Consider the following 12,944-nt stretch of genomic DNA (forward strand, 5'->3'; position numbering starts at 1 on the left):
GCTGGAATAACGGGCGTAGATTGCGGCGTGCTTCGGTGGGGGTGTGCGCTTCATGGCGAACGGTTATGCCCGTTGCCTTGCCTGTATGCAACGAAAGAGGGCGTGGCCGGGTGCCTTTCTGGCGTTTGTCGATGTTTCCCCGTTTTTCCCCTTCTTTCCCCGACTTTCCCTGTTTTTCCCGGAATTTCACCTGTCGTGAAGTGGCAGGATAGGCGTGGTGATATCACCGCGCACCGCCCTGACGGGCGGAATGGCTTATTCGCACCCGGAGGGTGCTCAACGCCGGCCAGTGAGCAGGAATCCTTTTTTCCGGGACGCCGCGCCATTTGATCGGTGATGGCAATATTTCCGATAGGTACTAACCGACATTTGCCATACCCTTTCGGTTGTGTTAATGAAGCATTAAGAATGAGGTCTGCCGCGAAAGCCGACGGCACAGACCATTTGGAGAGGTGACCGGGGATCATGCGCGACACCTTCAAAGGTGCGGCCGCAGGGGCTGTGATGGCTGCCGCAGGAGCCTGTGTTCTAGGCTGGTCAGCCAATGCGCAGACCGTCCCCGGCGCCGTCGATCCCGGCCGCATCGAGAAGCGGTTCGAGCAGCCGCGCATTCCGCAATCCGTCATCGAGCCGGCGGTGCCCGAGGGCGAGGAACAGCTTCCGCCCGAGGAAGCCGAGAAGATCCGCTTCACCCTGACCGCCGTCACCCTGGACGGCGCCACGATCTTCCCCGAGGCAGAAATCGGCGCGCTGTGGGCCGACCGCCTGGGCAAGGAAGTGTCGCTGGCCGACATGTACGCCCTGGTCGACGAGATCACCGCCTATTACCGCAACAAGGGCTACATCCTGTCGCGCGCCATCGTGCCGCCGCAGCGCATCAACGGCGGCATCATCCGCATCCGGGTGGTGGAAGGCCACGTCAACGACGTGATCATCGAGGGCGAGGCCAATGGCCGCGCCGATTTGTTCCGCCGCTGGGGCGAGCAGATCAAGGCGTCGAAGCCGCTGCACAACAGCGTGCTGGAACGCTACTCGCTGCTGGCCAACGATCTTCCCGGCGTCAAGGCCCGCGCCGTCCTGCGCCCGTCCCAGACCGTCCAGGGCGCATCCGACGTGGTGTTCGTCATCGAGCACAAATACATCGACGGCTCGCTGACCATCGACAATCGCGGCACCAAGACCAGCGGCCCCGGCCAATACACCCTGGGGGCCGGCATCAATTCCATTCTCGGCCTGTACGAGAAGACCCAGGTCACCTGGGTCAACACGGTCGATCGCGAGGAGTTGCGGTATCTGGCCGTCCAGCATGACGAGATCGTCACCACCGAGGGCACCAAGCTGACGCTCAGCGGCAACCGCAGCCGAGGCCAGCCGGGCCATAATCTGCGCGAGTTGGACATGCGCAGCCGCAACATCACCTTTTCGGCGGCGCTGAGCCACCCCTTGCTCCGTTCGCGCCAGGAGAACCTGTCGCTGGCGGGCAGTTTCACCGCCCGCACCTCGCAGACCGACCAGCTTGGCTCCCGCCTGAACGAGGACCGCGTCCGCGTCGCCAAGATCGGCGCCGCCTATGATTATTCCGATGCCTGGCAGGGCGTGAACCAGGTGGTCGTCGACCTGCACCAGGGCCTCAACATCCTCAACGCCACCGACCTCGACTACGCCAACAAGACCCGCGACCGGGGCCGCAGCGACTTCACCAAGCTGACGGTGGACCTGTCGCGCACCCAGCAACTGGATGCCGGCTTCGCCCTGGTCGGCGGCATCACCGGCCAATGGTCGGCCACCCAGTTGCTGTCGTCCGAGGAATTCGGCTATGGCGGCAGCCAGTATGGCCGCGCCTATGATTCGTCGGAAATCACCGGCGACAACGGCATCGCCGGCAAGCTGGAGCTTCAGTTCACCGACCGGATCGAGGATTTGGGCTTCAAATACATCCAGCCCTTCGTCTTCTACGATTACGGCATCACCCAGGACCGCGCCCCCTCCAACCAGCGCGGCACCCGCATGGGTTCCTCCGCCGGCATCGGCCTGCGCTTCGGGCTGACCGATCACCTCAACGGCTCGTTCGAGATCGACAAACCGCTGACCCGCCCGGTCAACGCCAACACCCCCACCGGCAAGGGCGAGGAGCCCCGCTTCTTCTTCAGCATTTCCGCAAGGTACTAAGGCCATGACGACCCGATCCCGCCATGCCCCCCTCCGCCATGCATCAAAGGCCTCGCCGCTGCGCCGCTGGCTCACCACCACCACCGCCCTGGCCGGTGTCTTGCCCGTCTTGATGATCGCCGTGCCCGCCCTTGCAAATCCCCAGGGCGGTTCGGTCGTCGAGGGCCAGGCCACCATCACCACCGCCCCCAATCAGCTCACCGTCAACCAGGCCAGCGACAAGGCGGTGATCAACTGGCAAAGCTTCAGCATCGGCGCCGGTGAAACCACCCGCTTCGTCCAGCCCTCCGCCTCGTCCATCGCGCTGAACCGCGTCACCGGCGATCAGGTGTCGCAAATCCTGGGCACCCTGACCGCCAATGGCCGCGTCATCCTGGTCAACCCCAACGGCGTGTTCTTCGGCAAGGATTCCCGGATCGATGTGGCGGCGCTGGTCGCCAGCACCCACGACATCAAGAATTCCGAATTCATGGCCGGGCGCCTGAACTTCGACATTCCCGGCAAGATCGACGCCCAGATCATCAACGAGGGCAGCCTCTCGGCCAAGGACGGCGGCCTGGTCGCCCTGGTCGCCCCCAGCCTGCGGAATTCCGGCATCATCTCGGCCCGCCTGGGTCGCGTCGCCCTGGCCTCGGCCGGCAGCGGCGTCACCGTCGATCTGTATGGCGACAATCTGATCCTGTTCCAGGCCGATTCGAAACTGGCGCAACAGGTCAAGGGGCCGGACGGCCAGCCGGTCGCCGGCCTGATCGATAATTCGGGCCAGATTTACGCCGACGGCGGCCGGGTGCTGCTGACCGCCAACGCCGCCAAGGGCGTGGTGGACAAGGCCATCAACATGACCGGCATCGTCCAGGCCCGCACCGTCGAACAGCAGGGCGGCGAGATCGTGCTGAAGGGCGATGATGGCGGCGTGGTCGAGGTGGCCGGCAAGCTGGACGCCTCGGGCAAGGAAGCCGGCCAGAAGGGCGGAATCGTCCATGTGCTGGGCGAGGTCGCCGCCCTGACCGACAGCGCCCGCATCGACGTCTCCGGCGATGCCGGAGGCGGCACCGCCCTGGTCGGCGGCGATTACCTGGGCAAGGGCGCCGTCCGCAATGCCGACGTCACCTACATGGCCAAGGGCGCCCAGATCAACGCCAGCGCCCTGACCAACGGCGACGGCGGCAAGGCCATCCTGTGGGCCGATCACACCACCCGCTCCTATGGCAAAATCCTCGCCCTGGGGGGCTGGGGCGGCGGCAACGGCGGCTTCGTCGAGACTTCGGGCAAGGTCTATTTGCACCACACAGGCCGGGTGGACACGTCAGCCGCAAAAGGTCTCATCGGCACTTGGTTTCTCGATCCGAGTGATTTGACGATTTCCGACGGCGCCACTCAAACAAATGTCACAACGACTTGCTCATCAATTGACTGCAGTGACCCTGGAAATTTTTATGGAACTAATGATAGTGGCGCAGCTCAGGTATCAACGGACTCCATAGCTGAGGCACTGAATAGTGGCCAGCGCGTTACTATTTTCGCCTCCGGCAATGTCGTCATATCCGATATCATCATGAGTACATCTGGGTCCTCTTCATCAAAGGACTTCTATGTCATCGCTGATGGCAGCATTTCAATGATTAACGGCGCTTATATAAGCGCAAGCGATCTAACGACATCCGGATCATTCGACGTAAAGCTGCAAGCCGACTACAACAGTGATGGGGTCGGAGATGTAACAATAGGAAGGGACAATACAGAACAGCACACTTATATTTTTGCAAAAAATGGAAATATTACCCTCATCGGCGCAAATGTAACGCTAGCTAATTCATCATCAAAGACATCATACAATACACTATATACAGGCACAGGTGCAGTTAGCGTTACCGCAACTAATACAATCACTCTTTACGACAACGCCATCGCGAGCAAGGGTAATATCACCCTGAACGCGCCAACCATTAGCGCATTTGCCGCCGACTCTTCAAACGGCACCCCAGAAATCTACCGCGTTTCGGGAAACCTCAGCTTCCAGAACGCGACCGGCGCCGGCATCGAGCTGGCGAGCTGCGACAACTGCACGATTTATTCCGAGCCCACCACCTCCACCACCCTAACTCCGGACCAGACGAATGAAACAGACAAAATAAACGCCGACAACAAAACAAGGTTGCCGCCAGACGTTAATTTAGATCAATCAGATATAAGCATAATTGACTACATAGGGTCTCTGGTCGGAATTTCATCAGGAATTCAATCCACAACTTTTGCTCAATCGCTTGCATCCGCAAATCAGTCGACCGGTACATACGGCTTGTCAGCCGATAAGTGGGCAAAAGTTAACGCCATAATGAATGCCCTGTCCTCAAAAACACCAGACCAGATTTCCACGTTACTGACGACACTAATTGGTAGTGGAAAATTGAATTCCGGGAGCGGGTGGTGGACTATTTTTGAAGATAGCCGTTGGACTGTTCGCTCAAAGCTAGACACTGCTCTATTGTTAGCAGTAGATAAATCTGCACTAGCTATAGGTGACAGCAAATGGTCAGCATTCCCCTACGCCGTCCGTCAAAACGTATACAACAATTTGGTCCCGCAGCTAAATTTTGTGAAAGATTCGGTTGATACAGAAGGGGCAATACTAAGCCTTCTATACAATAAACAAATTGACCCCTCCAATCCAAATGGAAGCCCGGTTTGGGCCGCACTGAAAGGCAAATACGGAACAGGATACATGAAAAATATTTTTGACGGACTCTATGGGCAAGCCAACGTGCAAAGCGCTCTGTGCTCTACATGTGGCGCATATAAAGACGGAAGCGTAACAAAAGTCACAGGAACGGTTCTTGGTGATGTTGTTGATACAGTTTCATTTAAAATAGGAAACTCAACAATAGCTCTATCATCAAAATCAAACGGCGGGTATTTGGCAAGCTCAATTGGGTCGAGCGATGCATATCAGTGCACAGACATTGTTAGAGATTACATGAACGCGTTGGGAATGGACAAGCCAGATATTACAGGAAATGGGAATAGGTCGGCGTCAGTAGTAGCGTCAAAAGGACCTGTGTATTTGAACGGTCAGAAAATTCATTTCGAGTACAACAGCCTCTCAAGCGATATCCCCCCTAAAGTTGGCGCTGTGCTTTCCCAGGGGAATGGGAATAACCCTCACGTATCCATTGTTAAGAGCGTTGAGCCCTTAGCCGACGGATCGTTAAAAATTACACTTATTGAAAATAATGTGGGCACAGACGGAAACGAAATTGCCAACCGCGAGCTGACATTCAATAAGGGTGACAATGGCGAGTGGGTTGTTAGCCGAAGTTGGGGCAACTCGTCGGCTTTCAACGTAATTGGTTGGTCTAATCCTGTTGCGGCGCGCAGTTAGGGTTACGGTGATGGGGTGGACGGCCCCTGCTCCCCGGCGTCGCAATGCGCCACAGTGGTGGGGGTTACGGTGACAGTGCACTCAATTGACCCCGGGCAGCCATCCTGCCACAGTGGGCCATGAGCCGCTTGCCCCGCCTCGTCGTTCCTGGTCTCCCGCATCATGTCACCCAGCGCGGCAACGGTCGGGCGCGGGTATTCTTCGGCGACGAGGATTATGCCTTGTACCGAGCCTTGCTGGCCGAATCGTGCCGATCCGCCGGGGTCGCGGTGTGGGCGTGGGTGCTGATGCCCAATCACGTCCATTTGATCCTGGCCCCGTCGGACGAGGACGGACTGCGCCGAGCCCTGGCGCCGGTGCATCGCCGCTATGCCGGCCATGTTCACGCGCGACTGCGGCGCACCGGTCATTTCTGGCAGGGCCGTTACGGCGCCGTCGTCATGGACGAGGCCCATCTCGCCGCTGCGTTGCGCTATGTGGCTTTCAACCCCGTGCGCGCCCGACTGACCGACCAGCCCCGGGACTGGCCATGGTCCAGCGTCCACGCCCATCTGTCGGCCACCGACGACGGCATCACCACCCTGGCGCCTGTGCTGTCACGTTTTCCCGATTTCGCCGGCTTTCTCGATACCCCAGCCGATGGGGCGGCGATCAAGCGCCTGCGCCAGGCCGAGACCATCGGTCGCCCGCTGGGCGACGACGGCTTTGTCTCGTCACAGGAAGATCGTTGCGGCCGCCCCCTGAAACCCGCCCGGCGCGGCCCGAGGCCACGGCAGCAGGCTGGCGGCACCGTCCCGGCGGCACTTTCATCATGATGGCCGTCGGAGGGAGGATGGTGCTGAGGTGGTGAGTCGCCGGCTTTGGCGGTCCGAGGTCTTGACCGTCCATAAGTCTGGATGGTCACCTCACGATCCCGCCAGTCATTGGCCGCTTTGGTCGCCTCCCAGGCTCTGCCCGTCCAGAATGTCCAAGGGTGACATCCTTTCCCCGGCCATCCTTACCCTGCACGGCCCAGATGTTCCCCTTCCCGTCCCGCATCGGCACCGCCTTCGCCGGTGACCCGCCAAGGCTTTCCATCGCCGCCCTGGCGACCTTCGGCACCTGGTATGGCCGGCGCTGGAAGGTGGTGGCCTCGTCCAGCATGTGCAGGAGTTCCTTGTAGGTCAGGATCACCACCAGGGCCAAGGCGTCCTTGTGGGCTTCGGCCAACAGGTAATCCTTCCAGTTCCTGAAATGCAGGACGCGGCCGAGGAAGCCGGGCTTCTTCTGTTGCAGGTAGGTCTTCCATAGCCGGTTCTGGCCAGGGTGACGGGTCATTGGCTTCGGCTGGTAGGAACGTTTGGGCGGTTTCGCCCGCTGGCGTTCCGGTGGCGGCTGATAGGGGCCGAGGCGATCTTCCAGCTTGGCCAGCGAGCAGGACCGGTCGAGGCGGCTGGCCTTCATGCGGCCCTTGCCGCCGCCGGCTTCGGCGAAGACCAGGCCGGCGCCGCGCTTTCGGATCATCAGTCCGTGATTGGCTAGGCCGTCATGCAGCTCGCGCCAATTGGTGGCGAGGTGGACCGCCTTCAGGATCGGCGTCTTGTTCTCGACCATGTAGCGCTCGAAGCTTTGCTCCCAGGTCTTCGCCTCGTAATCTCGCGCCCGGCCCGACACCGGGTTGCGCTCGGTGCCGTCGGTCATGCCCTTGTCGATGGCCAGGCCGTGTTTCAGTTCCATCTCGCGGGCGACATTGGCCAGGATTTTGAAATCCTGCCGGGGGGTGTGGCAGCGGCCGGTGGCGGGATGGATTTTGTTGACGGCGATGTGCAAGTGGAAATTATCAGTGTTGATGTGGGTGCCGGCGACGCGCTGGTGATCGCCGTAGCCCAGCGCCTGGGCAAAGGACCGCTCGATGTCCTGCAATTGCTCCAGGGTCAGCTTGTCCTCTTCCCCCGGCCGGAACGACACCACCAGGTGATAGGTCTTGTCGGCGAGGCCAGGCTTCAGCGTTCGCGTCGCCTCGATCTCGATCAGCGCCAGGTCGAGATCGGCCAGCTTGTCGCCGGCATCGCAATTGACGATCCAGAACTTGTCGAGCTTTTCGCCCTTCTCGCGGGCGGCTGCGACATAGCGGCCGAGATGGGCGAAATCGTCGCGCACCTCGGGCTTGCGGTCGATCCGCTTGGCGATCACGCCGAGGCCCTGGGATGAATCTGGTGGTGAATGGCCTTGGCCGTGGCCTTCAGCTCGGCCTGCACCGCCTCGATGTCGGCGGCGAGCGCGTCGATCCGCGCCATCAGCGCCGGCGGCCAGGTGCCGTCGCTTTCGTCGATGGCCAGCTTCAGCAGGTTACCGAGGCGGGCCTGGTCGGCGTTGACCTTCAGCAGCTCGCGGATGGCGGCAGCGCCGGCGAAGGTGGAGGGATCGGGCAAGGTATTGCCCAACGCGAAACGGCGCAGCATTTCGGAGATCGACAGCTTGAACTGCGCCGCCTGGGATTTGACCCGGCCGAATTCCTCCTGGCTGAACGAGACCAGGATGCGATGGCGCGTCGTCGTCATCGCTGCCCCTCGTCAAACCAGGTGGCCAGGCTGTCCCGGATCGCTTCGTCAAAGCCGTCCTGCCACAATTCGAAGGCTTCGCTGCCGGCCGGGTACGGACAGGGCGGGCTGGGAAACATTCCGAACGCCTCCCAGCCGTCGGCGAACGGATCATCGGAACGGGTATGGATGATCATGCGGCACATCCTGGAAAAGGAAGGCCCGCGCCGGAATTCCGGGCGGGCCTTGAGGTGGGAGAGATCAAGCGACGCCGCGATCAAGTCCGTGATCGCGCACGCGGGACAGGGCGGTTTCGATGCAGCGGCGGACCCACTGGTTGCCGCGTGACTTCGCCAGGTCGTTGAAGTCGGTCAGCTTCAGCCCCTTTTCTTCTGCCGTGAACTGGGGGGCGACGAAGGTGCCGCCGACGGCCTTGGCGGCCTCTTCCGCCTTGATCATGCCGATATTGCCCCCGGTCCTGGCATGGTCGTTGTCGGCCGCGATCAGGATGGGGCGGTCGGGATACTTGGCGTGGACGGCTTCGGCGACCGCCTTCAGATTCCCCGAATCGAAAGCCACGATCACCGCGTGCCCGGTGGCTTCGTGAATGGTGGCAGCCGTCGCATAGCCTTCGGCGATCACCAGGGCGCCATGCTTCAGGGGCGCCAGACTGTCCAGCGTTCCCTTGCCGGTCACTTCCAGCACATGCATGGTGCCGGCCTTGCGGCTGTCCTTCAGGTACAGCTTGCCGTCCGGCGTCACCGTCTGGATGTTCCACAGCCGGCCGGCGGCATCGCGGGCCGGAACCACCATCTGCCCGGCCTCGTTGACCTTGACGCCGTGACCGCCCACCCCCTTGGCCGCGAGATAGGCGCAGTTTTCGGGCGTCGCCGGCCCGGGCAGGTTGGTCCATACCCCATAGGCGGTCTTGGCGGCCCGTTCGGCCAGCTCGTGCTGTTCCTGCCGGCGGGCTTCGCGGACGTTGGCGGCTTCGGCCTGGATGCGGGCGCGTTCCTCGTCGGTCAGGGCCGTGCCGGTGGCCACCCACTTGATGGTGTCGCCGCCGCGATAATTGGTGATCTGCCCCGACGGCCGGCCATCCATGAAGCCGCGATACGATCCGCTTTTCTGTTGGCCCTTGTCATCGATCACCGCCACCCGGTGCCATTTGCCGTCCATGACCGGCGCACCATCGACCACCAGGCCGTTGGCCTTCAGGACCTGAGCGAATTCATCGACCGGCGACAGGCGGGCTTCCTTCACCGCCGGGGCGGCGCCGGCCGCCCACTTGGCGAACGGCTCGGGGGACAGGCCTTCGGGGACGTACCACGATTTGTCCTGTCGGTCCCACTTGGCGCCGGCAGCCTTGGCCTTGTCCTTCTCGGCAAAGGGAACGGCGATGAAATGGCGGGTCTTGGTCGGTTCGGGCATGGCCACCTCGGTCTGTTCGACTTGGCGCCCTTTTCGGGGGACCGGGTTGTCCTTCTCCCAGGCCGTCAGTTCGGCACTATCCGGGCGTCCGATCGACTGGCGTTCCGGCTCCAATGCTCCGTCAGGGCGCACCGCCTGAAGGACGACATTCCAGTATCCGAATTTCAGTCTTTCGAAGCTTTTCACGACGTCTTGGCCGTTCGGGCCGGGAACGACGCGGCCAGGGCGATAGTAATTTTCAAGCCGATCGACCATTTCGATATTCTCGGTTTTCGCAGCGTCTTGTGCCGGCGCTTCCGACGCACGCTGCCGACCAGCATTTTGCTCTTGTGTTGCCCGTTCCAATTCGGGCCGGCGTTCGGGTTCCATCACCCAGGTCTTGATGGTCTCGGCATCGCGGGCGGCGCGGAAAATCTCGTTCTTGTCCTCGCGCAGCACCTTCAGCCAGGATTCGACATAAGAGGCGTGGTTGGATGGATCGAACGAGATGCCCAGGTCACGGGCCAGCATGTAGCTGGCGATCTCTGCCCTCAGTTCCTCGCGGGCGTAGCGTTCCGACCCGAACGGGCCGAAATCGCGAGCCAGGCGCGAAGGATGGCCGGTGGCGTGCCCCAGCTCGTGCAGGATGGTGTCGTAATAAGCTGGCGTGTTGTGGAACGACGCGAGCGGCGGCAAATGGATCTGGTCGGTCGATGGCCGATAGAATGCGCGATCGACCTGGTCATGAAAGACCGGCACGCTCGAGCTGGCGATCATGCCTTCCGCCGCTTCGATCAGCGCCGGCAGTGTCGGCGCCGGCGGCGGGACATACGGCGCCAGGCCGTCGATCTGTTCGGCGTTGAACACCTTGGCCAGGAACACGCGGGGACGGTCATGCCGCACCTCCCGAGTGCGCGGCTTGCCGTCGGCACCAAGGACCGGGTTGCCGTCCGGGTCGGTCAGGGGGACCGTTTCGGTGAACTTCCAATATTCGACCGTGGCGGCCTTTTCGCCCTTGCGGACCTGGGCATCCTGAGCCAGGGCCTGCTTGTAGGTCATCCAGCGCGGGTCCGACCGGCCCTGCATGTCCAGCCACACCTGATTGATCCCGTGATAGGGATTGCCGGAAACCGGGTTGAAGGGCGACTGCCCCAGGGTGCCGGCCTGCCAAGGTTTCTGCCAGGGCGCGGTGCCGGCCTCGATGCGGGCGATGATCTCGGCGGCGATCTCGTCGCGATAAGTGGGCTTGCCGTCGGCCATCACTCACCCCCTTCCACGACATCGTCGAAGCGGCTTTCCAGCGCGTCCTCGGGGGTCAAGGCGGTGTCGGCAAACGCCCCCATGCTGTCGGCGTCGTCAGGATCGACGGCCACCACCATGCCGGCGGTAGCCAAGGCGCTGATCTGCGTCGCGACGATCTGGTCATCCTTGTCAGTCATTTTCCTCTCCCTACGGTGCTGTTTCGGGTTCCGTGTACATGGATTGCGTAACAAGCCGCCCTGTAGGCGGCAGCGGCGTCCCTAGGCCGCCTTATCCTCCAGCACCGGGAAAATGCTCCCGGAGCCGTCCACTTCGATTTCGATGCTGGTCCGCACCTCACCGTCCTTGTCGCCCCACTCGCGAGCGCGCAGGACACCCTGGACCACAACCAGGCGCCCCTTGGTCGCCTGCTTGGCCAAGACCTTTTCGATCAACGAAGACTGGAAGGTGACCACACGCAGCCAGTCGGTGACGTGCTGCCACTCGCCGGCCCGGTCCTTGAAGGACCGATCTGCGGCCAAGCTGAAGGACGCCATCTTGCCGCCGTCCTGGCCCGGCAAGGTCTTGATGTCGGCATGACCGCCGAGCCGACCGGTCACCATGACCTGATTAAGCGGCGTGCTATCGGCGCCGACCGGGACGATGCCGCCCGTGTGATCGACCTCGATCTCGACCGAGTTGTACTTCTTGCCTTCCTGTTCCCACGACCTGGCACGAAGCGAGCCATGGATGAACATCGGCCGACCTTTGGTGGCCTCGCTGGCGATCACGTTGTCGATCAGCCACGGCAGATAGGTGACGACGCGAAACCAGTGGGTCGTGGTCTGCCACTTTCCGGCGCGGTTCTTGAAGTTCTGATCGACCGCCAGCGACATGGTGGCCACCTTGCCATTGGGCAGCGTCTTGATCTCGGCATCGGCGCCGAGGCGACCGACAAGCATGGCGATATTGCTGTTGAACATGTGCTCTCCTTTCTCCGGTTAAGAACGGGCGGCCTCGCGCAGGCGGGCCGCGATCGGTGACGGTTCCGGCATCGAGGCCGGCACCAGTTCGTCGGATGGTTCGATCGGATCGCAGCCGACCGACGCCATCAGCGAACGCTTCAGCAGAATCTTGTCGAAGAAGTAGAGCGGCTGCCGGCCGAGGATCGGCGGCTGCCCGGCCGAGAACACCAGCATGTCGCCGGCTTGCACGATCCTGGTGGGATCGCGGCGGGACTTCCGGGCACCCTTCAGCCGCATGCACTCGTCCGGGGTCAGCAGCGGCCGGCCGATTTCCGACTGGGCATCGGTGACGTTGGCGCCGAACAGGGCCAGCGCCTTGCGGTTCCGGCTGCGCTTGTTCTGGACGATGGTGGTCTTGCCGCACATGTCCGACAGAATCTTGGCGGTAGCCACATCGTTGGGGGCATAGGCCACCCGGATATGGCAGTTGCCGACGATGGAATTCTCGCGGCCATAGGTGCCCTGCAACTGCACCAGGTCCTGGACGATCAGGAAGGCCTTGATGCCATAGCCGGCCATGAAGGCCAGGGCGCGTTCGAAGATTTCCAGTTTGCCGACGCTGGTGAACTCGTCGAGCATCAACAGCAGGCGATGGCGGTTGGTGGCCTTGCCGTCGGCACCGACATTTTGCATCAGCCGGCGCATGAACAGGTTCAGGATCACCCGTAGCAGGGGCCGCAGGCGGTCGATGTCGGAAGGCGGCACGATCAGGTACAGCGAAGCCGGCTTGTCGCCGTTCATCAGATCGTCGAGGCGGAAATCCGAGGTGGCGATGTTGCGGGCGATGATCGGGTCGCGATAAAGCGACAGATCGACCTTCGACGAGGATTGGACGCCCGAGCGTTCCTGCGCGGCGCGATCCTGCATTTCCTGCGCGGCCGAGTTGACCAGGCGGTTGGCCGCCTCGGTGCCGTCGGCGAAGGCGACCATGCTGGCCAGCAGCTCGTCGAGACCTTCGCCGGGGGCGGTCAGCACCGCATCGACATCGGGCAGACCGGCGATGCGGCCCTGATCGCGGCGCACGGTATAAAGAGTGTAGAGGATAGCCGCCGTCAGCCAGGCGAAGCCCGACTTGGCCCAGAAATCCGCCAGCCCCTTGCCGTCGGGGTCGATGATCATCGCGGCGATGTTCTGGGCATCGGCCACTTCGTGCCCGGTGCCGATGCGGACTTCGGCCAGCGGATTGAAGCGGATCGATCCTTC

At 62.0% G+C, this 12,944-nt stretch carries 10 protein-coding genes; 3 read left to right on the top strand and 7 right to left on the bottom strand.

The window, feature by feature from the left end; genetic code table 11:
• Window positions 1-504: 504 nt before the first annotated feature.
• The 3 genes from A6A05_RS17375 to A6A05_RS17385 all read left to right on the top strand — a co-directional run bounded on the left by A6A05_RS17375 (window position 505) and on the right by A6A05_RS17385 (window position 6,363).
• Window positions 505-2,169, top strand: coding sequence for a ShlB/FhaC/HecB family hemolysin secretion/activation protein (locus tag A6A05_RS17375; protein ID WP_245644350.1), 1,665 nt, complete (start codon window positions 505-507; stop codon window positions 2,167-2,169).
• Window positions 2,170-2,173: 4 nt separating this feature from the next.
• Window positions 2,174-5,548 (top strand): two-partner secretion domain-containing protein, encoded by a 3,375-nt coding sequence (locus A6A05_RS20365; RefSeq protein WP_082911042.1) that lies wholly within the window; start codon window positions 2,174-2,176, stop codon window positions 5,546-5,548.
• Between the two features lie 119 nt (window positions 5,549-5,667).
• Window positions 5,668-6,363 carry a transposase gene (locus A6A05_RS17385; protein WP_068504033.1) on the top strand — a complete coding sequence of 232 codons (696 nt, stop codon included), beginning with the start codon at window positions 5,668-5,670 and terminating at the stop codon, window positions 6,361-6,363.
• Between the two features lie 85 nt (window positions 6,364-6,448).
• On the opposite strand, the gene traI is transcribed toward A6A05_RS17385, so the two are convergent.
• The 7 genes from traI to A6A05_RS17420 form a co-directional block, all read right to left on the bottom strand.
• The gene (traI, locus tag A6A05_RS17390; RefSeq protein WP_068504035.1) at window positions 6,449-7,720 is read right to left on the bottom strand and encodes a TraI/MobA(P) family conjugative relaxase; all 1,272 of its coding nucleotides are present in this window, start codon (window positions 7,718-7,720) and stop codon (window positions 6,449-6,451) included.
• On the bottom strand, window positions 7,717-8,088 hold the full coding sequence (locus tag A6A05_RS17395) for a plasmid mobilization protein (RefSeq protein WP_068504037.1): 372 nt from the start codon (window positions 8,086-8,088) through the stop codon (window positions 7,717-7,719). The genes traI and A6A05_RS17395 overlap by 4 nt, the downstream gene beginning before the upstream one ends.
• Window positions 8,085-8,264: a hypothetical protein gene (locus A6A05_RS17400; RefSeq protein WP_156521126.1), complete on the bottom strand. Its 180-nt coding sequence runs from the start codon at window positions 8,262-8,264 to the stop codon at window positions 8,085-8,087. The genes A6A05_RS17395 and A6A05_RS17400 overlap by 4 nt, the downstream gene beginning before the upstream one ends.
• A 64-nt stretch (window positions 8,265-8,328) precedes the next feature.
• The gene (locus A6A05_RS17405; protein WP_068504042.1) at window positions 8,329-10,737 is read right to left on the bottom strand and encodes a zincin-like metallopeptidase domain-containing protein; all 2,409 of its coding nucleotides are present in this window, start codon (window positions 10,735-10,737) and stop codon (window positions 8,329-8,331) included.
• Window positions 10,737-10,916, bottom strand: coding sequence for a hypothetical protein (locus tag A6A05_RS17410; RefSeq protein WP_068504045.1), 180 nt, complete (start codon window positions 10,914-10,916; stop codon window positions 10,737-10,739). Before A6A05_RS17410 ends, A6A05_RS17405 begins: the two co-directional genes overlap by 1 nt.
• Window positions 10,917-10,997: 81 nt before the next feature.
• On the bottom strand, window positions 10,998-11,699 hold the full coding sequence (locus A6A05_RS17415) for a single-stranded DNA-binding protein (RefSeq protein WP_068504047.1): 702 nt from the start codon (window positions 11,697-11,699) through the stop codon (window positions 10,998-11,000).
• 18 nt (window positions 11,700-11,717) lie between these two features.
• The coding region (locus tag A6A05_RS17420) for a type IV secretory system conjugative DNA transfer family protein (RefSeq protein ID WP_068504050.1) at window positions 11,718-12,944 on the bottom strand (1,227 nt) is incomplete at its 5' end.

Source organism: Magnetospirillum moscoviense (assembly GCF_001650635.1).
Taxonomy (GTDB): Bacteria; Pseudomonadota; Alphaproteobacteria; order Rhodospirillales; family Magnetospirillaceae; genus Magnetospirillum; species Magnetospirillum moscoviense.